This window comes from Bacillus sp. EAC, from assembly GCF_002156875.1.
Classification (GTDB): domain Bacteria; phylum Bacillota; class Bacilli; order Bacillales; family Bacillaceae_G; genus Gottfriedia.
Map to the genome: position 1 here is coordinate 438469 of NZ_NCSY01000002.1, position 23373 is coordinate 461841.

A 23373-nucleotide genomic window follows, 5' to 3' on the forward strand; every position below is an offset into this window, starting at 1 on the left:
AGGGCTCTTTTTAACTAATTACTTATATTGTGCTACGTTAATACGGTTCATTGCTTTGTGTAAAGCAAGTTCCGCACGTTTAAGATCAGTGTCAGGACGTTTTTCATTTAAACGTTGTTCTGCACGTTTTTTTGCTTCTACTGCACGTTCAACATTAATTACATTTGAAACTTCAGCAGATTGAGCCAATATTGTAACGGCTTCAGGTCGAATTTCAATGAATCCGCCACTAACTGCAACAAAATCTGTCCCAGTTGGTGTTTTAATTTTAACAGGTGCTGTTGCTAACGGTGCCACAGTTGAAATGTGTCCAGGTAAAATACCAAGCTCACCGCTAGTTGCTTTCGTGCTAACGAATTCTGTTTCGCCTTCATAAGCCGGTCCATTAGGAGTGACGATACTGACTTTCATTGTCTTCATAGTGAACTCCTCCTGTCTAGCTTCGTGAGCTAATCAAGTTCATTCTGGATAGAATGATGAACAAGCTTTTCGATTAGACAATTATTATACTAGTGTTTTTGCTTTTTCTACTACTTCTTCAATGCGTCCAACTAAACGGAATGCATCTTCAGGAAGTGTATCATATTTACCTTCTAAGATCTCTTTGAATCCACTAACAGTTTCTTTAACTGGTACGTAAGAACCTTTTTGTCCAGTGAATTGTTCCGCAACGTGGAAGTTTTGAGATAAGAAGAATTGAATACGACGAGCACGAGCTACGACTAATTTATCTTCTTCTGATAACTCATCCATACCTAAGATTGCGATGATATCTTGAAGTTCTCTATAACGTTGTAAAGTTGATTGAACTTGACGAGCTACTTCATAGTGCTCAGCTCCAACGATTTCTGGGTTTAACGCACGAGATGTAGATGCTAATGGATCTACCGCTGGGTAAATACCCATCTCAGATAAACGACGCTCTAAGTTAGTTGTTGCATCTAAGTGAGCGAACGCTGTAGCTGGTGCTGGATCCGTATAGTCATCGGCAGGAACGTAAATCGCTTGAATCGAAGTTACAGAACCTTTGTTTGTTGAAGTGATACGCTCTTGTAATTGACCCATTTCAGTTGCAAGAGTTGGTTGGTAACCTACCGCAGAAGGCATACGACCTAAAAGGGCAGAAACCTCAGAACCTGCTTGTGTGAAACGGAAGATGTTATCGATAAAGAATAACACGTCTTGTCCTTGCTCATCACGGAAATATTCAGCCATTGTTAAACCAGTTAATGCAACACGTTGACGTGCTCCAGGTGGTTCATTCATTTGTCCGAATACCATCGCAGTTTTCTTGATAACGCCAGAGTCTTTCATTTCGTGGTATAAGTCGTTACCTTCACGAGTACGCTCACCTACACCAGCGAATACTGAAATACCGCCGTGCTCTTGTGCGATGTTGTTGATTAATTCTTGAATTAATACAGTTTTACCTACACCTGCACCACCGAATAGACCGATTTTACCACCTTTGATATAAGGAGCTAATAAGTCTACTACTTTGATACCAGTTTCAAGGATTTCTACTTTTGTAGTTAATTCTTCAAATTTAGGTGCTTGACGGTGAATTGGGTCACGACGAACGTCTTCGCCTAATTCTTCGTCTAAGTCAATGTTGTCACCTAACACATTGAATACGCGTCCTAATGTAGCGTCTCCAACTGGAACCGAAATTGGTCTTTCTGTGTTAACTGCTACCATTCCACGTACTAATCCATCAGTTGAAGCCATTGCAACTGTACGAACAGTATCGTCACCTAAGTGAAGAGCAACTTCTAATGTTAAATCAATGTTTACTTCATTAGCGCTTCCTGCCTCTTGACGGACACGTAACGCATGATAAATTTGTGGTAATTGGCCGTTTTCGAACTTAACGTCTACTACTGGTCCTAATACCTGAGTAATAATACCATTGCTCATCGCTTTTCCTCCTAGCATTGTTTCCTTAAAAGCCGATCGATTTATATAGCCGTTGAAAGCATATTAGCCAAGGGCTGCTGCTCCGCCGACAATCTCAGTAATTTCTTGTGTAATTGCTGCTTGACGCGCACGGTTATAGTGAAGAGTAAGCTTGCTAATAACTTCTTTCGCATTATCAGTTGCACTTTTCATCGCTGTCATACGAGATGCGTGTTCACTAGCTTTACTATCTAATAATGCACCATAGATTAAGCTTTCTGCGTATTGTGGCAGTAAAACTTCTAAGATTTCATCATCAGATGGTTCAAATTCGTAATTAGTAGTTGCTTTACCTGTGTCGATATCTGTTAAAGGTAAAAGCTTTTTCTCAGTAACTTCTTGAGAAATCTTACTTACGAAATGATTATAAGATAAGTATAGCTCATCAAAAATGCCATCAGAGTACATTTGAACTGTACGATTAGCAAACTTTTGAATGTCATCGAATTGAGGTTGATCAGGAATACCTAAAACCTCTTCAACAATCGGATAACCTAAACGCTTAAAGTAATCACGTCCAACACGACCTATTACAATAATAGCAAACTCATCATTTGATTGATGACGCTCTTTAATTGTATTTGCTACAGCACGTAATACATTACTATTAAATGCACCCGCTAAACCACGGTCTGAAGTGATAACTATATAACCAGTCTTTTTAACAGGACGAGTTACTAGCATCGAATGTCTACTGTTTACACCTTTCGCAATGCTTCCAACTACTTCTTGCATTTTTTCCATATAAGGAACAAATTGCTTAGCATTTTGGTCAGCACGGTTTAATTTAGCAGCAGAAACCATCTCCATCGCTTTTGTGATTTGGCTAGTCTTTTTTGTTGAATTAATTTTCGTTTTTATATCGCGTAATGATGCCACAGGTTTTCACCACCTTTTGGTAAACAGTTAAAGGAAGGACGAGCAAAAAGCCCGATCCTTCAATTTCAATTATTTAAATTGCATTCTTATTTAGAAGCAATAAAGTTCTTTTTAAAGCTTGTGATTGCAGCGTCAAGGTCAGCTTCGTTTGGTAATTTACCAGTTGTACGGATAGCATCTAAAAGACCTTTAGCGTTGCTGTCCATCCAAGCTAACATTTCTTCTTCAAAACGAGTAATGTCTTCAACTGCTACGCTGTCTAAGTGACCACGTGTTAATGCATAAAGACTAGTTACTTGCTTTTCTACTTTTAAAGGTTTGTGTAAACCTTGTTTAAGTATTTCAACTGTACGAGCACCACGGTTAAGTTTAGCTTGAGTTGCTTTATCTAAGTCAGAACCGAACGCAGCAAATGCTTCAAGTTCACGGAATGACGCTAAGTCAAGACGAAGCGTACCTGCTACTGATTTCATCGCTTTAGTTTGCGCTGAACCACCAACACGTGATACAGAAAGACCTGCGTTAATCGCTGGACGTACGCCAGAGAAGAATAAGTCAGACTGTAAGAAGATTTGTCCGTCAGTAATCGAGATTACGTTTGTTGGAATATAAGCTGAGATATCACCAGCTTGTGTTTCGATGAATGGTAATGCAGTTAAAGAACCGCCACCTAACTCATCATTTAACTTAGCTGCACGCTCTAATAAGCGAGAGTGTAAGTAGAATACATCCCCTGGATAAGCTTCACGACCTGGAGGACGTTTTAATAGTAATGAAAGTTCACGGTAAGCTACCGCTTGTTTTGATAAATCATCATATACTACTAATACGTGTTTACCATTGTACATAAACTCTTCACCCATAGTTACACCAGCAAAAGGAGCTAAGTATAACATTGGAGCTGGAGATGAAGCAGGTGCAGTTACAACGATTGTGTAATCTAACGCGCCATGCTTACGTAAAGTTTCAACAAGTCCACGAACTGTTGATTCCTTTTGACCGATTGCAACATAGATACAGATCATATCTTGGTCAGCTTGGTTAAGAATTGTATCGATTGCTACAGCTGTTTTACCAGTTTGACGGTCACCGATGATTAACTCACGTTGTCCACGTCCGATTGGTACAAGAGCGTCGATCGCTTTAATACCAGTTTGTAATGGCTCATGTACTGATTTACGTGCCATTACGCCTGGTGCTGCGTTTTCGATTGGACGAGTTTTAGTTGTTTCAATTGGGCCTAAACCATCAACTGGCTGACCTAATGAGTTTACTACACGACCAACTAGAGCTTCACCAACTGGAACTTGCATGATGCGTCCAGTACGACGAACTTCGTCGCCTTCTTTAATACCTGTGTAAGGTCCTAAGATGATAATACCTACGTTGTTTTCTTCTAAATTTTGTGCTAGTCCCATAACGCCGTTAGAGAATTCTACAAGTTCTCCAGACATACATTGGTCAAGACCATGAGCACGAGCGATACCGTCACCAACTTGGATAACTGTACCAACATCACTAACTTCTATTTCAGTTTGGTAATTTTCGATTTGCTTTTTAATCAGCGCACTGATTTCTTCAGCTTTGATGCTCATGCATTTCACCCCTATCTACAAACTATTTTGCGATTAATTCACGTTCAATACGAACAAGCTTATTTTTTAAGCTGCCGTCAAAAATACGATTTCCAACACGAACTTTATAGCCACCAATTAATGATGAGTCTACTTCGTTTGTAACTCGTAAAGAATTTTTACCTAATTTTGAAGCGAATAAAGCTCCAATTTTTTCTAGTTCTTCAGAAGACATTGCCGTCACTGAGTAAACTGTTGCATCTGCAATATTACGAGTTTCATTCGCAATTTTCACATATGAAGTTACTAAGCTTGGAATGATGCTTATACGCCCACGATCAACTAATAAGCAAACTAGGTTTAATACCGTTTCAGAGATTGAAGCAAAAGTCTCGTTTAATACAGACTTTTTACTTTCTTTAGTGATACCAGGATGTTGTAGAAACTTATGTAACTCATTGTTTTCTACATATTCCTTTTTCACAACTTGTAGGTCATGTTCAACAGTTTCTACTAGATTTTGTTCTGATGCTAATTCAAAAAGAGCATTTGCGTAGCGTTTTGCAACTAATTCGTTACTCATTTCGCTTCGCCTACTTCTTTAAGATATTGATCAAAAATAGCAGATTGGTCTTCAGACTTCACTTCTTTTTCAAGAACTTTAGAAGCAATTAATACAGATAATGAAGCCACTTGTTGTTGAACAGATTGTACTGCAAGCTCTTTTTCACGAGTAATTTCACGTTTAGCGCTTTCTTTCATGTTTTCAGCTTCTGCTCTCGCTGCTGCAACGATTTCTTCACGTTGTACATCAGCTTGTTTTCTAGCTTTCTCAAGAAGCTCACGAGCTTCTGTACGAGCAGCAACTAACTCTTGCTTTTGCTCTTCAACTAGTTTCATTGCTTCAGCATTGTTTTTCTCAGCAGAATCAATTTGATTTGCAATGTGATTTTCACGTTGTTTCATAATTCCCATTACTGGTCCTAATGCATACTTACCTAAAAGTGCAAGTAAGATTACGAAGATTACTAATTGATACACGACATCGCCCCAAGCAATACCATGCCCTGCTTCAGCTAATACGAATAGTGATCCGTTTAACACAAGCCTTCACTCCCTTCAAGGGTTTCATTTAATAATTTTTCTTTTATAACATAGCCCAAGTCTAGAACTGACCTAAGCTTTACTTTCAAAAGGAATCTTTATGCCATTTAGTCATAAAGGAAAGGCGAAGTAAATGTGAACACAAACTTCGCCATTTTTAACTGATTGTATAATCTTACGCTTTACCGAATGCCATGAAAGCGATAACTACTGCGATGATTGGAAGTGCCTCAACTAATGCAACCCCGATGAACATTAAAGTTTGAAGAGTTGAACGTAATTCTGGTTGACGAGCAACACCTTCTACTGTACGTGATACAATTAAACCGTTACCAATACCTGCACCTAGTGCACCTAAACCAATTGCGATTGCCGCTGCGATTAAAGCCATTTTAAATTTCCTCCTTCTTATAACTAAGAAATAATATTTTTATTATAATTTGAACTAACTACTAAATTAATGAGCAGATTAATGCTCGTCCGCCACTTTATGTGACAGGTAAACCATTGTTAACATTACGAAGATAAAAGCTTGGATTGAACCAACGAAAACAGAGAAACCTTGCCATACTAGCATTGGTATAGCTGCTGCGATTGTCCAAAGAATACCTTCTCCTGCACTTGTTGCATAAGCGTGTGTTCCCATTGTTGCAAGTAATCCTAGTAAGATTTCCCCTGCAAAAATGTTTCCATAAAGTCGAAGACCTAGTGTTAAAGTGTTTGCTAATTCCTCGATAATCTTTAATGGAAATAAGAATCCCATCGGCTGGAAAAATCCTTTTCCGTAAGCCTTAAAGCCTCTCATTTTAATACCATAATAATGCGATAAACCAACAATGAAAATTGCTAATGATAATGTAATAACTGGGTCAGATGTAGGTGATTTCCAAACTGACTTTCCATCGACTGAAATATCGAATGGAAGTCCTAACATATTTGAAACAAATATGTACATAAGTAGTGTCACACCTAATGTAAGGAAGCGACCACCAGTTTCCCAATCCATTGTACTGTTGATTATGTTTTTAACGAAGTCAACAACCCATTCTAAAAAGTTTTGCTTGCCTGATGGGCGAAGTTGTAGTCTTCTTGAACATGCAATTGCAATGATAAAAACGATAATTGCAGCAATGGTAGTCATCAGAACATTCGATAACGTAAAATCTAAACCAAGAAAATTAAAACCATAAGTGCCGTGTTCCAATTTATTCACCTCTCTTCCTTGCAAAAGACGTTTGCTGTAATGCAAAATTTATCATAATGACAAGATGTCCTGTCATTAGTCCCGCTGTTAATGCCGGTATGTTCACATAGTTTTCATACCGAAGCGCGATGACCATAGCTAGAGCCACCGCTGAAAGACAAATTACAGTACCTAAAGAACGAACTTTTTGTTGCGCTAATACTCGATCAAAAAAGGTATTTATCTTTCTGTGTAGAATCCATATACAGTAAAAGCTAGTTACGATTCCGAGAATATAACCTGTAAAGATTGTTTTATAGTCGGTCAATGCCCAACCTAAAACAGCAAGAGCAGTGATGTATAACATATCTCGTGTAAAACGTCTAAAATGTTCTTTTTGCATAACTAGTCCCCTGGCGTAAATTGCTTAATTAGCTTAAGTGTGCCGTATATACCAGTAAAAAGTCCTAAAAGTAAGAAAATTATCATGAATACTGGAACAGGCCAATCAAAATATGAGTCGATCCATCTTCCTAAGAAGATGCCTATTAGAATAGATCCGACAAGCTGAGCTAGAATGGAAGACATGAGTGTCATTGCTTTAAGAGGATGTTGATTGTTGTTTTTCATCAAAAATCCCTCCATGTCATTTTTCATTCCCAAAAAATTGCCAAAAATCTTATCATGGTTTATTCTACAACAAATATTTATTAAAATCTCTACTATAAAGCTAACGTTCACAAAATGTTCACATAACGTTCAAAATATTTTGTTAAGAAAGGGTTTACACATAATGAAAACCCTTTTAAACATTCATGTTAAGCATACAATATGTTACAAAAATGTGTCAATTACCTAAATTAAAAAACTATTAAAAAACACTTACCAATTTTTAGTCTTCTACATAAATTTTTGCCACATTAACGTAAGATTCGGTCGCACTTTCATATTGTTTACGTTTATAAAAGATAACAAACTTATATATTCCACTTTTTGGAAATTTTTTCAATATAAGTTCCTTTTTCACAATTCCTCGTTTACTATTCTTTTTTTCATCAATTATATCCAATAATCGAAAAGTTTCTGATTCAAAGACAGCAATTTTATACTCCTCAACTTCACTTGGTAAATATAGTTCATATTTATAACGATCTTTCCCTTTTACTTTTCCGAAATGAAATCCCATAACTGATGGGAAGTTCGGTTCACCATGTAACAATAAATATGGCATACGTAATGTTTCTTTAGTGGTACTAAACGTAATGGCTCCATCATAGAATCCATCTTTCAAAAATCTCGTTTGAACAATTGCACTTACATTAATGTTTTTAGTGGCATTTGCAGGTATTGTAATCGGCTTCGGTAATACCCATTGTATTCCTTCCACCCTCTGATTATTTGTAGCAATTACTTGTTTTGGCTTATTAGATTTATTAGAGATTTTAACAGTAAAGTCTTTTTTAATTTGTTTATCATTATCTCTCGTTACACCTAAAGATAATGAAGTTGGAAATAGGGTTGTTTCAGTTTCTAAAGCTTTATTAATATTTAATCTTCCTGCACCTTGTTCGTAAACATGATACATCGATTTATTATTCTTATATAATGGTGTGGCAGTATTTACAAGTACACTTTTTAAATCATCTATACTCCAATTGGGATGTAATTGCTTAATTAAAGCGGCTGCCCCAGCAACATGTGGACTAGCCATACTCGTTCCCTGAAGTGCTAAATATCCACCTGGAATTGTACTTTTAATTTGTACCCCTGGAGCCAATAAATCAGGTTTCATTTGCCATGTACCTGTAACAGGCCCTCTTGAACTAAAGTCTGCAAGAATATCAACCTTTTTCTCTTGTCCTGTTTTGACAATTGTTTTTTCTTTTTCTAACTCCCTTTTTATCCTTAATCCTTCTTTTCTAGATATAGTAGCAGCTGGAATTTTAAATTTCCCTTTAACTTGGCCAACAAACTCACCATCAACATTATTAAATACAATTACTGCTTTTGCGCCTGCTGCTTGTGCATTTTTGACCTTATCAGTAAATGTAATTTTTCCTCTTTCTATTAAAACAAACTTATTACGAACTCTTTTAATATCTCCCTTTTCCCCGTACTTCTTAAATACAATCCTACCCTTTAAATCATTCTTCCATTTAGCTGAACCAATCATTGGTGTTATAATATTTTCTTTACCATCTACATGAATGGACGGAAAAAGTACAGGGGGATAACTAGCACCTACTGATAAAGCTTTTGCCGCTGTTGCTGGTGATCCAACAGTCCATAATCCTGGCCCTGAATTTCCGGCTGCAGTAATTGCAAGTACACCTTTTTCCACAGCCTTATTTAAGGCAATACTTGTTGGCCAATCTGGTCCATTCACATCATTACCTAAAGATAAATTAATAATATCCACTTTATCTTTCACTGCTCGTTCAATTGCTGCCAATACCGTCTCAGAAGTTCCTACACCACCTGGCCCTAGCGCTCTATAAGCAAAAATAGTAGCCTTCGGTGCTACTCCCTTTCTCTTTCCATTTGCAGCAATAACCCCTGCAACATGTGTCCCATGGAAAGTGCTTTTCTCTTCAAGCTTTGTTTCCATTGGATCTTTATCTTGATCAATCGTATCGTATCCTCCACCATAATTTGATTTTAAATCAGGATGCCTATAGTCTACTCCAGTATCAATTACTCCAACTTTAATTCCTTCTCCTGTAATGATTCTACCCTTTTGATCTTTATAGTTTTCTGCTTCATCCGCACCAATAAAAGGTATGCTATCCTCTACATGAGCACGATAAGTCGTCACAAAATGTATATCGTTTACTAGAGGTAATTTAGCCAGTTGCGATAACTCTTCAAGAGAACCAGATACAGAAATTCCATAATAAGTTTCAGTATACTTTTCTCTAATTTTAATATTAGGAAAGTGTTTTCCAATTGATTTTAAAGCTTGAGTAATCATTCCATCTTTTATTGAAATTAGAGCAATTTGTTTTTGTTGTACTTGTGCATTTACATCGATTACATTTAGTGAACTAAGCAAAAAAACGAGACAGATAATTATTTTAAGATAATGTTTTTTCATTCAATGTAGGTTCTCCTTTTACATCTGTTTTCCTATATCATCTCTCACTAATCATTCAATCATGTATAAAAAGGTAATTTTCTCTAACATCTACATTTATTTCTAGTATGAAACAAAAAAAGCTAGTAATAAGTTGGGGTGCAACTTACTACTAGCTTTTTTATACAGTATTAATTTTTTAATTTAGGCTGATGTACTAAATGGAATCTTCTATTTTTAGCAAAAGCTTTTACTTCATGACTGATAAAGTAAATAATAGCTGAGCCTAAAATAACGCACCATGCGTTTTTAATCATTTCATCTTGCCATACACCTAAGATCATTAAGAATGCAGGTAGTGTAATCGTAGTCCAAGATTGAATCATCGCTACGACTCCAGTATATCGTTCTATTTTTTTACCTAAAACTAAACCTGCAAAGAATAAGTACCATAAATACGCCCACATCACCCATAATAAACCACTAACAACATCATGCACTTGAATAAAGTTTACTAAAGCATATAGTACTGACATAATTACAACCCAAAGTGAAAACCAACCTAAACCCGTTCCATGAAGACCTTTTAGATTCGTAAATCCAACATATAAGTAAGTAAGTCCAAAAAAGAAAATACTTGAAGTATTAAATAATTCCCATTTACCATCACCCATGTTCATTAACAAATAAAATGGAATGATAACTTGTAGAGCCCCTACTAATAAGTTCAAAATTGCTGCGCTCTTTGCATCAGCTTTATTTAGTAAAACTAGACTATTTAAAAATAAAGTAGCGCCAGATAATAATAATCCTACAGTTGCCATAGTGATTTGTTTAAAAGATAATACTTAAAATATTATCCAAATAAACTCAACCCTCCTTATAAGTTTTAAAAGATATCCAATGAAAATAATTCAAGCGCTTGATCATGAATCAAACGCTTGAATTTATTTAATTATTATAAAACGATACCTACGATAATCGCTGTTAATACACTTACTAAAGTTGCTCCAAATAATAATTTAAGTCCGAAACGAGCAACAACATTACCTTGTTTTTCATGTAATCCTTTAACAGCACCAGCGATAATTCCGATTGATGAGAAGTTAGCAAACGATACTAAGAATACAGAAACAATACCTAATGTACGTGTAGAGAAATGTTTAGCTTCTTTCCCTAAATCCATCATTGCTACAAACTCATTTGAAACAAGCTTAGTTGCCATGATACTACCCGCATCTACTGCTTCTTTAAATGGCACACCCATAATGAATGCGAATGGAGCAAATACATAACCTAAGATTCCTTGGAATGAGATTCCAAAAACCATATCGAAAATATTATTGATTCCACCGATTAATGCTACGAAACCAATTAACATTGCAGCAACGATAATCGCTACTTTGAATCCGTCTAAAATATATTCACCAAGCATTTCGAAAAACGTTTGTTTTTCTTCTTCTTGAACAACTAAAATATCTTCTTCTGCAGTTACAGTATATGGATTAATAATTGAAGAAATAATAAATCCACCAAATAGGTTTAACACGATTGCAGTTACTACATATTTTGGCTCAATCATCGTCATATATGCACCAACGATTGACATCGATACAGTTGACATTGCTGAAGCACAAAGTGTGTATAAACGATTTTTAGGTAGAAGGCCAAGTTGTTTTTTTACAGAAATGAATACTTCTGATTGACCTAAAATTGCTGAAGCTACAGCATTGTATGACTCTAATTTACCCATTCCATTGATTTTACTTAAGACTACTCCAATGTATTTTATGATAAATGGTAGAATCTTTGTAAACTGTAAAATACCAATTAATGCAGAGATAAAAACGATTGGTAATAATACATTTGTGAAGAAAGGAAACGCTCCATCATTAGCAAGCCCACCAAATACAAAATTAACACCTTCTGCAGCGTATTCTAATAGCTTACCGAAGCCATTTGAAATTCCTTTAATTAAAAATAGACCAATACCAGTATTTAATAATAAGAAAGCTAAAATAACTTGAAGAACTACCATGATTAATATTGGACGATATTTGATTTTCTTACGATCGCTACTAGCAATGAACGCTAAGCCAAATACAACTAATAATCCTATAATTGCAATAATGTATTTCATATTACTCCCCCGAAAATCTTAAAAATTTTTATCTTTATATATAAGCGCTTTCAAAACGGACACAATTATAATCTTGTTGGATGTCTGACATCATTTACACGTTAGATGTCAGACAAGTTTTATGTCTGCATATCTTTTGAACTAAATAATCCTGGTAATAATTCATTTATAGATGTTTCTGCAATGTCGCCTTTTAAGTTTGTTAAAAACACTTTTGTATTTTCATCACTAAATTCTGAGATTACTTGTCTACATGCTCCACAAGGTGAAATTGGCCCCTCTGTGTCACCTACGATAGCAATAGCTACAATTTTAGATGAAGCTTTTCCATCAGCTACGGCACTAAAAATTGCTGTTCGCTCAGCACAATTAGTTAGTCCATAAGAAGCGTTTTCAACATTACATCCAGTATAAACTGTTTGATCACTCATTAAGATTGCTGCGCCTACCTGAAATTTTGAATAAGGAGCATATGCATTTTCACGAGCTTTTATTGCTTCATTTATTAATGATTGTGTATTCATACTTTCCACCTCTAATGAATAATTTTCAATTCATTTATAAAAGTGTGTGAGTTTTGTCTTCGCTTTAACATATTAACAACGAAATAGCAAAAGAGCAATAACCCACACACTTTTTTATATATTAAAATTATTTAGATATTAATAAGCTGTGTTTGCTTCTTCGCCTTGAACAATCTTAACGCCTGAGCTAGTTCCAATGCGAGTTGCTCCTACAGATACTACGTTTTCTAAGTCTTTTAAATTACGAACTCCACCAGAAGCTTTCACACCAACATTTTCGCCAACAGTTTTACGCATTAAAGCTACGTCTTCTACTGTTGCTCCACCAGTAGAGAATCCAGTAGATGTTTTTACGAAATCTGCTCCTGCTTTTACTGATAATTCACAAGCTCTAACTTTTTCTTCATCAGTTAAAAGACAAGTTTCAATAATTACTTTAACTAAAGCTTTACCTTTAGCTGCTTCAACTACCGCACGTACGTCTCTTTCAACTAATTCATCATTGTTATCTTTTAAAGCTGCAATATTGATTACCATATCAACTTCCCCGGCACCATTTTCAATTGCATTTTTTGTTTCAAATGCTTTTACTTCGGGAGTGTTAGCACCTAAAGGAAAACCGATAACAGTACAAACTTTTACAGATGAATCTTTTAATAATTCACTTGCATAAGAAACCCATGTAGGATTAATACAAACAGAGGCAAAGTTAAATTCTTTTGCTTCCTCAACTAATTTTGCGATTTCTTCTTTTTTTGCATCAGCACGTAATAATGTGTGGTCTACTAAATTTGCGTAACTCATGTATAGTCACTCCTTAAAATAATTATATTTTTCAACTAAGAATAGTAAATACATTCTTGATTTTTGACTTTTTATTTGATCTTTTAAAAAGATACTTCGAATATGTCTATACTATATCACTAGCTTGAAATTTTGTAAAATACTATTTGAACTTATGTTCATGGATAGTTTTACCTATTAATAAAAAAGCTTATCAAGGATTATTAAACCCTTGATAAGCTTTTTTAATTAGATAAAACCGTTTGTTCTAATAGTCTCTTTGCAGTGAATTGGTCAGTTATTAATATGTTAGCATATTTGCCTACTAAAGCTCCGTGAATTGAGTCCGTTTTCTTCTCTCCACCCGCTACTAAAATTGATTTTTCTTTACTTCTTAACTCATCCAATTCTAGCCCTATCGTACGACTATTAAGCAATTTCGAATAAATCTGCCCCTCTTTAGTAAAGAAACGGGAGCAAATATCACCAACAGCATGAGTTTGTAAATCCTCTTCTTCTTTTCCATTCAAGTAGCCAACTCTAAATAAAAGGGCATCTTTTTTAACAGTACCAACTGTAAAAATTGCTACATTTGATCTTTTACCTAACTCAATTAGCCTTCCAATATGGCGGTCCGATTCTACCATTTGTTTAACTTGAGGATTATCAAATATTATTGGCAAAGGTAAGTATCTAGGCACTGTATTAAATGCTTCTGCGAATAAGTGGACGGTTTCTGATGCATAAGTATTTGTTTTTGAATAACTAATACCCCCGTTTAGCTGAATCACTTCAACACCTTTTACAGATTTTTTATTTAATTTTGTTGCAATATGGTACATAGTCGTCCCCCAGGTAACTCCTACAATATCACCATCATGAACTATGTCTACCAATACATCTGCCGCTTTCTTTGTGATGATTTGAGTTACTTCATTGTAGTCATCTATTGGAGAAAAACATACTTCCACAGTTTGCAAATTATATTTTTTCTTTAATTTACGTGCTAATTCCTGATTATCTTCAAGAGGATCTATTATTTCGATTCGAACATAGCCAAGTTCTTTTGCTTGTTGGAGCAATCTGGACACCGTTGGACGCGATATCCCCAATTGTGTCGCGATTTCTTGTTGGCTAAAATCTGAATCGTAATATAATCTCGCCGCGTCAATAATTAACCTTTGTTTCTCTTGTGACATCTTTCGTAATCCCCTTTACCCCAATTCAAACCTAATAATATCCGATACAATTTTTTATCTATTATAACCTTTTTAAATAAAAAAAGCCCTCCTAGTTAGGAAAGCCTAATTTATATCTTCTTATTTCGTACCAAATAAACGATCTCCAGCATCTCCTAAACCAGGAACAATATAACCATGATCGTTTAATTTTTCATCTAATGCAGCAATATAGATATCTACATCAGGATGAGCTTTTTGTAAGATTTCAACGCCCTCTGGAGCTGCAATTAAACACATAAATTTAATATTTTTAGCGCCACGAGTTTTTAAAGAATTGATGGCCTCTACTGCTGAACCACCTGTTGCAAGCATTGGATCGATTACAATAAAGTCACGTTCTTCTACATCCGTAGGAAGCTTAACATAGTATTCTACTGGTTTTAATGTTTCTGGATCACGGTATAATCCTACATGTCCAACCTTAGCAGCAGGAACTAATTGAAGAAATCCATCTACCATGCCTAAACCTGCACGTAAAATCGGTACAATCCCTAATTTCTTACCTGCGATTACTTTTGCTTTCGCTGTCGATACTGGTGTTTGAATTTCTACTTCTTGTAAAGGAAGGTCACGCGTAATTTCGAATGCCATCAAACCTGCAACCTCATCAACTAATGCACGAAATTCTTTCGTTCCTGTATCTTTACTACGAATTAATGAAACTTTATGCTGAATTAACGGATGATCAAAAACGTATACTTTACTCACTTATATCGCTCCTTGCAAAGACTTATTATTTATTATTCTTAAAAAGAATACCGAAAGCGGTTAAATAATTCAAGTCACAACTTAGAATCTGTTGGAATTTCATCATTTCTTTTGAATAAATTCATTTACTTTTTAATTTTTGATTTCTTATATAGGAAAACTTAATTTATAAATTCTTTTTTCTATTTGTTATTCTTCCTTTAAAATCGCCTCTTAACCCTTTAGTTTATGCTCTGTATTCTTAAAGGTTGTTACTTTTTAAGAAAGGTCTTAGTTGATTTCCACTCCAGGATTCTTCCTTTCATCTGTCCCGCACTTTTCGTTCCAATCATCTTCTTTATTTAAAAACAACATTCTATTAGAAAAGAGCCGTTTGAAATAGCCTGATTAAAAAATTGATTACGTATCCAATTTACTTATAAAGAGGCTGATCAATGTTAACAGAATTGGTAACCATTCAAACTATAATTCAAAAAAGAGAGAACTTCGTTAATAAGTCCTCTCTTTTATCAAACTAACTTTACATTAAGCAGCCCTGTTCAATGTGTTGTTAGATAGTTTATTCAAATTTGGAAATCGCTCTGTGATATATTTACTTACAAAATAGTCAAGTCCAATTCGACCCGCATTTGCGCCAGCAACAATGATGAAAATTCCTAACAGGACCATTTGTGGATTTGTACTTGTTGTACCACTAAACATAAATGAAAAATTCATAGCTAGACCGAAGAACATTGCAGTTTTTGTAAAACATCCAAGAATAAGTCCAAGACCAATAGCAAACTCTCCAACCGGTACTAAAAAGTTAAATAAATCTACATTTGGAATTGCAAAGTTTGTTAAGAAGTCTGCCCACCAGCTTTGTACTGCCGGATGTTCCCCAGTTGCATTTTTCACTGCAAATCCAAGAAAACCTGAAGCATCAAATCCTTCACCAGTTAGTTTTTCCCAACCATGAGTTAACCAAGAATATCCTAAATACAAACGAAGTACTGTTATAATTCCAGCAGCAATTTTATTAGTTCTTAAAAAATGAATAAACATATAATTACCTCCATCAAATTGCTTAATATTTGATTACAGGTTTATTTTACTTCATTTCTAGCATTAATTGTGAATGTTTTCACATGTTTTTATGAACTTATTGTGTCATCCATATTCTTCGTTTTTACCAATAAAAAAGTAGCCATTATGAAGTGAACCCAAAAAGTTAGACAAATAGTTTTATGCAACTAAAGAGGATTGGACTCTGTATTGAACAGGGGACAATCCTTTTAGTTTTATCTTAATACGCTCATGATTGTAATAGTGAATATATTCATGCAATTTCTCTATAAACTGATCCATACTGCTAAATTCTTCATTATATAGTAATTCAGATTTTAATAAGCCAAAGAAGTTTTCGATAACTGCGTTATCTAAACAATTCCCTTTACGGGACATACTTTGTGTAATGTTATTTTGTTTTAGTATCTCTCGGTACTGTCTCATTTGATAATGCCAGCCTTGATCCGAATGAAGAATTGGCTTCTCTCCATCATTTAAGCAGCTCAAACCCCGTTTTAACATTTTGTAAACTAATTGAAAAACAGGACGCTTGTTAATGCTATAAGCTATAATTTCTCCGTTATAAAGGTCTAATATCGGAGATAGATATAGCTTTTCCCCGTACATTTGGAATTCTGTAATATCAGTTACCCACTTCTCATTTGGCTTTGAAGCAGTAAAATTTCTTTCAAGAATATTAGGTGCAACCTTTCCTACTTTTCCTTCTGTCTAGTTCCAGGCGTTAGCTGCTCGAGGTCATAAGTCAATGACCATAAAAGGTTAAAAAGACAACCTTTTACAGTCCTTGCCTTATTCTTGTCGCAGCTGAACAAACGCCTTCCGCTTTTCCTACTGTCTAGTTCCAGGCGTTAGCTGCTCGAGGTCATAAGTCAATGACCATAAAAGGTTAAAAAGACAACCTTTTACAGTCCCTGCCTTATGCTTGTCGCAGCTGAACAAACGCCTTCCACTTTTCTTATTTCGTCATGAAGCTTACTACTACTAGTTTTTCTCCAAGTACACTTCTAGTCATTTGGATAATGTCGTTTGCTTCTTTTTTGCTATGTTTTGTTGATTTAACCGCTACATTTACTTCATTTTCGTTTGAACGTACTAATACATCTTTGTATCCAGCTTCTTTAATCATTGTTTCTACATCAGATTCTAATGCAGTTAGTTTTTCAAGTTCTTTCATATTTGTAAATGCTTGACTTCTTTCTTCTGCAGATGCAGTTGCAGAGTCCACAGTTGTTTTATATTCTTCGATTAATTGACTTCTTTGATCTTCTTGCTCCATACGTTGTTTTAAGAATACTTCACTTGTTGAATCTTCAGTAGTAGCTGTTTCTTTTCCATTATCATTTTTACTAGTTTTATTTGTATCTTTTGGCGTCGAATCTAATGAATTCGCTTGGTTATTTGGCATATTCATAAAACTAGCTGTCTTCATTTTATCAGGTGTCGTCACATAATATACCGACAGTACCACTACTAAACTTAACATCGTTAATAACCAAATTGTTTGTCTTTTCATTAAAATTTTACCTTCTTCCTATTATTTTTTTGGTAGTACAGATACACGATGACTTGGTACATCAAGTAAACGTGTTACAGCTTCTCGAATCAATTGCTTCACTTCAATCTTATTTGCGCCTTTTGCAATAACAAGAACTCCTCGAATAGCTGGTTTTTGTGTTTGAACGATAACTGGCACTTCTTTTTCACCATCGTTAATAATGACAACTTGTTCTTCTACTGAATTATCGTCAATATTTCGTTTCCCACCTTGCTTGTCTGTTTCTTCAGTTTGCTGAGAGCGATTTGTTCTATTTGTCTGATAAATATTTTTTTCACTGCCATCAACATTAACTTCTACTGTTACGTTACTTACACCAACCATGTCATTTAAAATATCAGTCAATTGTTTTTCGTAATCCTTTTCATACCCTTGAATTATATTAAGTGATTTCCCACCACTTCCAGAAGCCGGAACAGATGGTTCTTCAGTTTTAGGGCTGCCACTGGTTTCTGTGGAGATTGGAGAAAGCATTGAATTAGTATTATTTGCTGAATTTGTAAAAAGGCTACTTGCGATCATCCAGCAGACCCCAAGACCAAGGAGTGCTAGTACATATTTTCTCGTCAGTTTAAATGGACTTTGATCTTTGTCAGAAGAGGTTTTTTTTTCATCATTATTTCCTTTTAAAAAATCTGCAAAATTAATTGAAGTTATTTTTTTTTTCATTTATCTCTACTCCCCTCCTTCCATTTTAACTTCGATTTGCTTGTCCTCAAGTTGCCATCTATCTGCTAAAAAGTTCTGAATCTCTAGTTGTGTAATATTCCCGCTGTCTGTCATCGTCGGTCCATCTGTATTGACTGTTACTTCCTGAACAGGATCTACATTGCTTGTCTCATCTTTTTTGGCGCTTACATAAACAATTACCTTAGATAAATCTTGTGCAGTTTTTACAGACTCAACGCCATCCTTCACTTCTAACTCTACATTTGTAACGACCTGTTCAAAGTCTTGTGAAATGCTTTTTTCTACCTCTTTTTTCATTTGGACAGCCATTTGTTTTAATATATATGCACGTTCTGTTGCTTGTATTTCATTTTTCTTATTATTTATTTCATTTTTTATTTGATTATTAGCTTCATATGTTGTTGACTGGTATCCAGCAAGCACTTCTTTTATATTTACTTTGAATAATTGGAAGATAGGTTGTAGCATCATTACTATTAACAATAAACTTGCTACAAACCTTACATATTTCGCTAATCCTGTATTTGGAATTAACATCATAATGATTGTTGCGACTAATATGTAGACAATAATATTGGAAACCCACTGCATAAAGAAGTCCATCTCTTCACCTACCTAAACATAACGACAAGATTTCCTGCCGCTATGATCAATGTCATACTTAAGAAAAACATTAATGAAACGATAGCCAAACAAACGAATAAGTAAATGACACTTTTTCCAATCACATCGATCGTGCTAATAATTGATTTGCTACCAACAGGTTGAAGGATAGCTGCTGAAAATTTATAAATGAAAGCTAAAACTAATATTTTTATAGCTGGGAAAACGATTATTCCAAGTAAGGTAACAAGACCTACAATCCCTACAGTATTCTTTAGTAGAAGTGAAGCACTTATGACCGTATCCGTTACGTCAGCAAAAACTTTACCGACAACGGGAATAAAATTACTTGTAACGAATTTTGCCGTTTTAACTGCAACACCATCTGTTACTGCGGTTGTCATACCTTGTACACTCAACACCCCTAGGAAAATTGTTAAGAACGTACCAAGAGCCCCGACGGCTATATTTCTGATCAAAGCTGCTAATTTCGTTACTTGTAATTCATCATTAATGATGCTAACTATGCTTAAGATCGTTGATACTAAAATGAGCGGTAAAACGAAGTACGTTACAAGTAAGCCACTTGTGTGCATTAAAAAAATTAAAATAGGATGAAAGAATCCAACTGATATAACTCCTCCAGAAGTAGCAATTAAAGCAAGTAATATTGGTATTAGGGCTCTTAAAAAGTCGATCATAACTGTTATCGCTTCTTGAGTTGCTTGGGTTGCTACATAAAAACTATTAAGTGCAAAGACAACAAGAACTAAAAAGACCACATTATCCGCAATTTTACTAATCGTACTTTTTTCAAATGCATTTTGTAATGATTGAAGTAATGAGCTAAAAATAACAAGCATTATCAATATCCCAAGTATTTTCCCATTACTAAATAATTCAAAAAATATATATTTTCCAAAAGCGATAAACCATTCTTGGATTGAGAATTTCTTTTCACCTTTTATAAATTGAATAAAATCCCCTTTTTGACTCTCAGGTAAGAATCCACCGTATTTTGTAACAACATCATCCCAATATTGTTGAACTTCATCGATACCAAGTTTTTGGATTTGTTCGTTGACAATCTCAGCTGGTGGAGGAGCAGCTTGTACATTTACCGGGATTAGAAAAAGGAGAAAAAAGGAAAGTAGAAATAATTGAATCTTTTTTTTCATAATGTCCTCCTTCCAATTTCATTAAGATACTTTTGGCAGAAAGCTTAAGATCGTTTCGATTAATGCTGTTAAGATCGGAACGGCTAGTACTAAGATGAGTATTTTTCCACCAAGTTCAATTTTAGAAGCAATTGCACCTTGCCCAGCATCCTTTGTAATTTGAGAACCAAATTCTGCGATATAAGCTATTCCAATGATCTTTAATAACGTTTCAACATACACATTTTTTATATTTGCCTGATTCGCTAGTTTTTGAATCTCATCTAGTAGATACTGGACTTTATCTAATAAGAATAGAAAAAGTACACAGCTGATAAAAACTGTAATGGCTAAATTAAATTTGTCCATTTTAAATTGATTCAGTAATAAAATTAAAAACGTTGCACATAATCCAATTCCGACAATCTGGATGATTTCCATTACAAGCTCACTCCTAATCTAATGAAATAGAAATACATCCTTTACTTTATTAAATAAGTCACCAGCCTTTGTAATGACTTGTAAAAATACAATGATAAAAGCAGTGATTATAGTCCATGTAGCAAATTCCTCTTGTCCAGCTTTTTTTAAGATTGCGTGAATGATAGCGGCAATTACACCAATCCCAGCTATTTGAAACATTAATGCATAATTTGTGATCAACTTAATCCCTCCTAAACTAGAATAATGACAATTAATATACCGCTTAATATCCCTAACATTTTTGACATACGCTCATAGCTCGATTGCGATTCAAGCGCTTCTTGTTCTTCTCTTTCCAAATGCTTCAAAGCTAATATAATTTGTTTTTGTTGAGAAAATTTATCATGCATTCCAATCGTCTCACCAAACTGCATTAACACTTGAGCATCCGATTCTTTTATGGAAACTTTTTTTGTATATTCATCTAAAGCATTTTTCCATGCTTCTTTTGCCGAATGAGCACTTGTTTCTAGTAAACTGGCAAAGTTCAATAAAAAGGACTTTATTTGGCCATTCAATTGACTTGCAATTCGTCTACATGCCTCTTGTAGTGGTAATTGACTATACATCACTTCTGCTTCTAGTGATTGTAATGCCAACTTCCAAGCACGTAACTCCTTTGTACGTTCGGATAATCTTCCAGCAAAGTAATATCCAAGCCATGTAGTTGAAAAAATAATAAAGATTGCTCCAATCCACCTCATTAGCGACGCACCACCCTTGATGTTAAAAGACTTGTGCTATCTCGATTTTTGATATCTGTCACTGTACCAGGATGAGGATGATTTGAAATTTCAATAAAACAATCAAAGCCCCCATGCTGAAACAATGGCTGAAGCGATGGTCTTTTCTTTATTTCAGACAAGGAATAGCCATGAACTGTTACGATTAATTGAACACCTGCAAATATCGCCTCTAAGATTGCATCTACATCTTCTTTTTTTCCAATTTCATCAACAAGAATGACATGTGGGCTCATCGATCGAACTAGCATCATCATTCCCTCAGCCTTTGGACATGCATCTAGGACATCAATTCGTTCACCAAAGGTATATTGAGGAACCCCTTTTACACTACCTGCAATTTCAGAGCGTTCATCAACTACGCCGACTTTTTGAGGCTTTATTCCCCTACCTCTATCGCCTTGACTGACTACTCTTGCGAAATCTCGAAGTAAAGTTGTCTTCCCAGCCTGAGGCGGACCTATTAACATTGTGTTTTTCCATCTATCCTCATAAACATACTTTATAAACGGACTCGCTATTCCTACTTTTTCTTTTGCGATTCGGAAGTTATATGAGCTAATATCCCTTATCATTTTTACATTTCCATTCTCAGTCACTACTCGACCTGCTAGTCCTACTCGATGTCCACCTTTTATCGTGATATATCCCTTTTTTAACTCTTCTTCAATTGTATAAATTGAAAATTGGCTAAGTTTCCCAAGAATTTGTTCTCCGTCCTCTTCAGTTAAAATATACGGTAAGAAAATTGAATGATTATCTGAAATTACTTCCACGGGCCTTCCAATTCTTAATCGTAATTCTTCAACGTGATTAAAGTCTGTGAAATTAATCATTAATTTATCTTTTATTAAACTTGGTAAAACATTGAAAACCTCTTCCATAGAAGTTCACATCCTATCATTTAAAAACTGCTAATAAAATTAAAAACACACCACAAACAACTAGTACTAACCGAATCGGATCTAATTTTGAAGCTACGCCAATTATTCCTATTGCCATTGTCGAAATTAGTATGATTGGACCGACTGTCGCCAAGATACTATTGACTGCCAACGCTTTTTTTATGTCATTTAAATAGAGAATCGTTAGGGCAGCAATCAATTCAACACTTCCACCAAATACTCTGAGAAGACCCATACTAAGTACAGCTTTATCCATGGATTCAATCCAATCTCTCATTGCCAACTCACCTTTTTTCAAGTCTTTTTATTACTAATATGCAGAACATGTCCATTTCAGAAGATAATTCAGTAACAGATTTACTTGAATTGAAGAATCGAACTAAAAATAAAAAAAGAGAGAAACCATGAGGCTTCTCTCTTTTTTTAGATCAATTAATTACATAGACAAAAAATATGATTACCATTATAACTTGCAAGACAGCTTTTGCTAATGAACTACTAATAAATGAAATAACAGTTGCCCAGGCAGATTTTAATGATTCTTTTGTCTTTTTCCCTTGTAGTTTTTCAGCCACAAATACAGATATAAAAGGTACAATGATTAATCCAAACGGCGGAAAGATAAACGAACCAACAATAACCGCTAAACAACCTACCCTTTCACCTGTTTTAGTGCTGCCATATTTTTTAAGGAAATAATTATTTGCTATAAAATCTGCTATAAAAATAACTGCTGTAAATATCCCCATGATGATCCAAAAGGACAATGTTAAATCATGTTTATTTATTCCGAAATGATAAATTAAATATCCAATCCATAAAACAGGAACACCCGGAATAATCGGTTTTATTAATGCTATAAAAGAAAAAGCAAAACAAATGATGATAAGTGTCCAAAGTACGATAGTTGTTACCATTAAGACCATCCATTCTTATAAATTGATATTACATAAGAAAAAGAGACACTTAAATAAGTGCCTCAAGATTTCTATTTACTCCCAAAT

Annotated in this window: 28 protein-coding genes and 1 pseudogene; all 29 read right to left on the reverse strand. The window is 34.9% G+C overall.

Annotated elements, in window-relative coordinates; genetic code table 11:
• Nucleotides 1-18: 18 nt before the first annotated feature.
• Entirely contained in the window at nucleotides 19-420 is a 402-nt protein-coding gene (locus B7R65_RS05125) for a F0F1 ATP synthase subunit epsilon (protein ID WP_088041666.1), read from the reverse strand.
• A gap of 84 nt (nucleotides 421-504) precedes the next feature.
• Nucleotides 505-1917, reverse strand: coding sequence for a F0F1 ATP synthase subunit beta (atpD, locus tag B7R65_RS05130; protein ID WP_088041667.1), 1413 nt, complete (start codon nucleotides 1915-1917; stop codon nucleotides 505-507).
• Between the two features lie 63 nt (nucleotides 1918-1980).
• Nucleotides 1981-2835, reverse strand: a complete 855-nt coding sequence (locus B7R65_RS05135; RefSeq protein WP_088041668.1) for a F0F1 ATP synthase subunit gamma — start codon at nucleotides 2833-2835, stop codon at nucleotides 1981-1983.
• A gap of 86 nt (nucleotides 2836-2921) precedes the next feature.
• A complete protein-coding gene (gene atpA / locus B7R65_RS05140; RefSeq protein ID WP_088041669.1) occupies nucleotides 2922-4430 on the reverse strand; it encodes a F0F1 ATP synthase subunit alpha in 1509 nt (502 codons plus the stop codon).
• A gap of 22 nt (nucleotides 4431-4452) precedes the next feature.
• On the reverse strand, nucleotides 4453-4992 hold the full coding sequence (locus B7R65_RS05145) for a F0F1 ATP synthase subunit delta (RefSeq protein WP_088041670.1): 540 nt from the start codon (nucleotides 4990-4992) through the stop codon (nucleotides 4453-4455).
• Nucleotides 4989-5513, reverse strand: a complete 525-nt coding sequence (atpF, locus tag B7R65_RS05150; protein WP_088041671.1) for a F0F1 ATP synthase subunit B — start codon at nucleotides 5511-5513, stop codon at nucleotides 4989-4991. Before atpF ends, B7R65_RS05145 begins: the two co-directional genes overlap by 4 nt.
• A gap of 175 nt (nucleotides 5514-5688) precedes the next feature.
• Complete coding sequence (gene atpE / locus B7R65_RS05155; protein ID WP_025568599.1) at nucleotides 5689-5904, reverse strand: F0F1 ATP synthase subunit C; 216 nt, start codon at nucleotides 5902-5904, stop codon at nucleotides 5689-5691.
• A 78-nt stretch (nucleotides 5905-5982) separates the two neighbouring features.
• Nucleotides 5983-6717, reverse strand: coding sequence for a F0F1 ATP synthase subunit A (gene atpB, locus B7R65_RS05160; protein ID WP_088041672.1), 735 nt, complete (start codon nucleotides 6715-6717; stop codon nucleotides 5983-5985).
• Between the two features lies 1 nt (nucleotide 6718).
• The gene (locus B7R65_RS05165) at nucleotides 6719-7099 is read right to left on the reverse strand and encodes an ATP synthase subunit I (protein WP_088041673.1); all 381 of its coding nucleotides are present in this window, start codon (nucleotides 7097-7099) and stop codon (nucleotides 6719-6721) included.
• Nucleotides 7100-7101: 2 nt separating this feature from the next.
• On the reverse strand, nucleotides 7102-7326 hold the full coding sequence (locus tag B7R65_RS05170; protein WP_088041674.1) for an AtpZ/AtpI family protein: 225 nt from the start codon (nucleotides 7324-7326) through the stop codon (nucleotides 7102-7104).
• Nucleotides 7327-7588: 262 nt separating this feature from the next.
• Nucleotides 7589-9790 carry a S8 family serine peptidase gene (locus B7R65_RS05175; protein ID WP_088041675.1) on the reverse strand — a complete coding sequence of 734 codons (2202 nt, stop codon included), beginning with the start codon at nucleotides 9788-9790 and terminating at the stop codon, nucleotides 7589-7591.
• A gap of 170 nt (nucleotides 9791-9960) precedes the next feature.
• Nucleotides 9961-10593 carry an AmiS/UreI family transporter gene (locus tag B7R65_RS05180; RefSeq protein WP_088041676.1) on the reverse strand — a complete coding sequence of 211 codons (633 nt, stop codon included), beginning with the start codon at nucleotides 10591-10593 and terminating at the stop codon, nucleotides 9961-9963.
• Nucleotides 10594-10727: 134 nt separating this feature from the next.
• On the reverse strand, nucleotides 10728-11909 hold the full coding sequence (locus B7R65_RS05185; RefSeq protein WP_088041677.1) for a NupC/NupG family nucleoside CNT transporter: 1182 nt from the start codon (nucleotides 11907-11909) through the stop codon (nucleotides 10728-10730).
• Between the two features lie 119 nt (nucleotides 11910-12028).
• A complete protein-coding gene (locus tag B7R65_RS05190; RefSeq protein ID WP_088041678.1) occupies nucleotides 12029-12433 on the reverse strand; it encodes a cytidine deaminase in 405 nt (134 codons plus the stop codon).
• Between the two features lie 138 nt (nucleotides 12434-12571).
• Entirely contained in the window at nucleotides 12572-13237 is a 666-nt protein-coding gene (gene deoC / locus B7R65_RS05195; RefSeq protein WP_088041679.1) for a deoxyribose-phosphate aldolase, read from the reverse strand.
• Nucleotides 13238-13461: 224 nt separating this feature from the next.
• Nucleotides 13462-14415, reverse strand: a complete 954-nt coding sequence (locus tag B7R65_RS05200; RefSeq protein WP_088041680.1) for a DNA-binding transcriptional repressor DeoR — start codon at nucleotides 14413-14415, stop codon at nucleotides 13462-13464.
• Between the two features lie 120 nt (nucleotides 14416-14535).
• The gene (gene upp, locus B7R65_RS05205) at nucleotides 14536-15165 is read right to left on the reverse strand and encodes a uracil phosphoribosyltransferase (RefSeq protein WP_088041681.1); all 630 of its coding nucleotides are present in this window, start codon (nucleotides 15163-15165) and stop codon (nucleotides 14536-14538) included.
• A gap of 525 nt (nucleotides 15166-15690) precedes the next feature.
• Nucleotides 15691-16209 (reverse strand): DoxX family protein, encoded by a 519-nt coding sequence (locus B7R65_RS05210; RefSeq protein WP_088041682.1) that lies wholly within the window; start codon nucleotides 16207-16209, stop codon nucleotides 15691-15693.
• Between the two features lie 180 nt (nucleotides 16210-16389).
• Nucleotides 16390-16938: pseudogene (locus tag B7R65_RS05215) on the reverse strand (IS3 family transposase); the annotation flags it as partial.
• A 250-nt stretch (nucleotides 16939-17188) separates the two neighbouring features.
• Entirely contained in the window at nucleotides 17189-17746 is a 558-nt protein-coding gene (locus B7R65_RS05220; RefSeq protein WP_088041683.1) for a SpoIIIAH-like family protein, read from the reverse strand.
• 21 nt (nucleotides 17747-17767) lie between these two features.
• On the reverse strand, nucleotides 17768-18457 hold the full coding sequence (gene spoIIIAG, locus B7R65_RS05225; protein ID WP_088041684.1) for a stage III sporulation protein AG: 690 nt from the start codon (nucleotides 18455-18457) through the stop codon (nucleotides 17768-17770).
• 6 nt (nucleotides 18458-18463) lie between these two features.
• Nucleotides 18464-19081 (reverse strand): stage III sporulation protein AF, encoded by a 618-nt coding sequence (gene spoIIIAF / locus B7R65_RS05230; RefSeq protein ID WP_088041685.1) that lies wholly within the window; start codon nucleotides 19079-19081, stop codon nucleotides 18464-18466.
• Between the two features lie 8 nt (nucleotides 19082-19089).
• On the reverse strand, nucleotides 19090-20259 hold the full coding sequence (gene spoIIIAE, locus B7R65_RS05235) for a stage III sporulation protein AE (protein WP_088041686.1): 1170 nt from the start codon (nucleotides 20257-20259) through the stop codon (nucleotides 19090-19092).
• Nucleotides 20260-20280: 21 nt separating this feature from the next.
• Nucleotides 20281-20679, reverse strand: a complete 399-nt coding sequence (spoIIIAD, locus tag B7R65_RS05240) for a stage III sporulation protein AD (protein ID WP_179194778.1) — start codon at nucleotides 20677-20679, stop codon at nucleotides 20281-20283.
• 18 nt (nucleotides 20680-20697) lie between these two features.
• Nucleotides 20698-20901 (reverse strand): stage III sporulation protein AC, encoded by a 204-nt coding sequence (spoIIIAC, locus tag B7R65_RS05245; RefSeq protein ID WP_088041687.1) that lies wholly within the window; start codon nucleotides 20899-20901, stop codon nucleotides 20698-20700.
• An 11-nt stretch (nucleotides 20902-20912) separates the two neighbouring features.
• Entirely contained in the window at nucleotides 20913-21425 is a 513-nt protein-coding gene (gene spoIIIAB / locus B7R65_RS05250) for a stage III sporulation protein SpoIIIAB (RefSeq protein ID WP_088041688.1), read from the reverse strand.
• A complete protein-coding gene (gene spoIIIAA / locus B7R65_RS05255; protein WP_088041689.1) occupies nucleotides 21425-22348 on the reverse strand; it encodes a stage III sporulation protein AA in 924 nt (307 codons plus the stop codon). Before spoIIIAA ends, spoIIIAB begins: the two co-directional genes overlap by 1 nt.
• 16 nt (nucleotides 22349-22364) lie before the next feature.
• A complete protein-coding gene (locus B7R65_RS05260) occupies nucleotides 22365-22646 on the reverse strand; it encodes a YqhV family protein (protein WP_256941167.1) in 282 nt (93 codons plus the stop codon).
• A gap of 151 nt (nucleotides 22647-22797) precedes the next feature.
• Nucleotides 22798-23286 (reverse strand): DUF456 domain-containing protein, encoded by a 489-nt coding sequence (locus tag B7R65_RS05265; RefSeq protein ID WP_088041690.1) that lies wholly within the window; start codon nucleotides 23284-23286, stop codon nucleotides 22798-22800.
• Nucleotides 23287-23373: the final 87 nt, after the last annotated feature.

What these genes read in the sequence shown, in the direction of transcription:
- spoIIIAB (WP_088041688.1), bottom strand. Translation starts at nt 21,425, where the DNA reads ATGAGGTGGATTGGAGCAATCTTTATTATTTTTTCAACTACATGGCTT.
- B7R65_RS05185 (WP_088041677.1), bottom strand. Translation starts at nt 11,909, where the DNA reads ATGAAATACATTATTGCAATTATAGGATTATTAGTTGTATTTGGCTTA.
- spoIIIAD (WP_179194778.1), bottom strand. Translation starts at nt 20,679, where the DNA reads ATGGAAATCATCCAGATTGTCGGAATTGGATTATGTGCAACGTTTTTA.
- spoIIIAF (WP_088041685.1), bottom strand. Translation starts at nt 19,081, where the DNA reads ATGGACTTCTTTATGCAGTGGGTTTCCAATATTATTGTCTACATATTA.
- spoIIIAA (WP_088041689.1), bottom strand. Translation starts at nt 22,348, where the DNA reads ATGGAAGAGGTTTTCAATGTTTTACCAAGTTTAATAAAAGATAAATTA.
- B7R65_RS05145 (WP_088041670.1), bottom strand. Translation starts at nt 4,992, where the DNA reads ATGAGTAACGAATTAGTTGCAAAACGCTACGCAAATGCTCTTTTTGAA.
- B7R65_RS05125 (WP_088041666.1), bottom strand. Translation starts at nt 420, where the DNA reads ATGAAGACAATGAAAGTCAGTATCGTCACTCCTAATGGACCGGCTTAT.
- atpE (WP_025568599.1), bottom strand. Translation starts at nt 5,904, where the DNA reads ATGGCTTTAATCGCAGCGGCAATCGCAATTGGTTTAGGTGCACTAGGT.
- atpD (WP_088041667.1), bottom strand. Translation starts at nt 1,917, where the DNA reads ATGAGCAATGGTATTATTACTCAGGTATTAGGACCAGTAGTAGACGTT.
- B7R65_RS05210 (WP_088041682.1), bottom strand. Translation starts at nt 16,209, where the DNA reads ATGTTTATTCATTTTTTAAGAACTAATAAAATTGCTGCTGGAATTATA.
- B7R65_RS05220 (WP_088041683.1), bottom strand. Translation starts at nt 17,746, where the DNA reads ATGAAAAGACAAACAATTTGGTTATTAACGATGTTAAGTTTAGTAGTG.
- B7R65_RS05170 (WP_088041674.1), bottom strand. Translation starts at nt 7,326, where the DNA reads ATGAAAAACAACAATCAACATCCTCTTAAAGCAATGACACTCATGTCT.
- B7R65_RS05175 (WP_088041675.1), bottom strand. Translation starts at nt 9,790, where the DNA reads ATGAAAAAACATTATCTTAAAATAATTATCTGTCTCGTTTTTTTGCTT.
- B7R65_RS05260 (WP_256941167.1), bottom strand. Translation starts at nt 22,646, where the DNA reads ATGAGAGATTGGATTGAATCCATGGATAAAGCTGTACTTAGTATGGGT.
- atpA (WP_088041669.1), bottom strand. Translation starts at nt 4,430, where the DNA reads ATGAGCATCAAAGCTGAAGAAATCAGTGCGCTGATTAAAAAGCAAATC.
- B7R65_RS05180 (WP_088041676.1), bottom strand. Translation starts at nt 10,593, where the DNA reads ATGGCAACTGTAGGATTATTATTATCTGGCGCTACTTTATTTTTAAAT.
- B7R65_RS05165 (WP_088041673.1), bottom strand. Translation starts at nt 7,099, where the DNA reads ATGCAAAAAGAACATTTTAGACGTTTTACACGAGATATGTTATACATC.
- B7R65_RS05200 (WP_088041680.1), bottom strand. Translation starts at nt 14,415, where the DNA reads ATGTCACAAGAGAAACAAAGGTTAATTATTGACGCGGCGAGATTATAT.
- deoC (WP_088041679.1), bottom strand. Translation starts at nt 13,237, where the DNA reads ATGAGTTACGCAAATTTAGTAGACCACACATTATTACGTGCTGATGCA.
- spoIIIAE (WP_088041686.1), bottom strand. Translation starts at nt 20,259, where the DNA reads ATGAAAAAAAAGATTCAATTATTTCTACTTTCCTTTTTTCTCCTTTTT.
- B7R65_RS05190 (WP_088041678.1), bottom strand. Translation starts at nt 12,433, where the DNA reads ATGAATACACAATCATTAATAAATGAAGCAATAAAAGCTCGTGAAAAT.
- spoIIIAG (WP_088041684.1), bottom strand. Translation starts at nt 18,457, where the DNA reads ATGAAAAAAAAAATAACTTCAATTAATTTTGCAGATTTTTTAAAAGGA.
- B7R65_RS05265 (WP_088041690.1), bottom strand. Translation starts at nt 23,286, where the DNA reads ATGGTAACAACTATCGTACTTTGGACACTTATCATCATTTGTTTTGCT.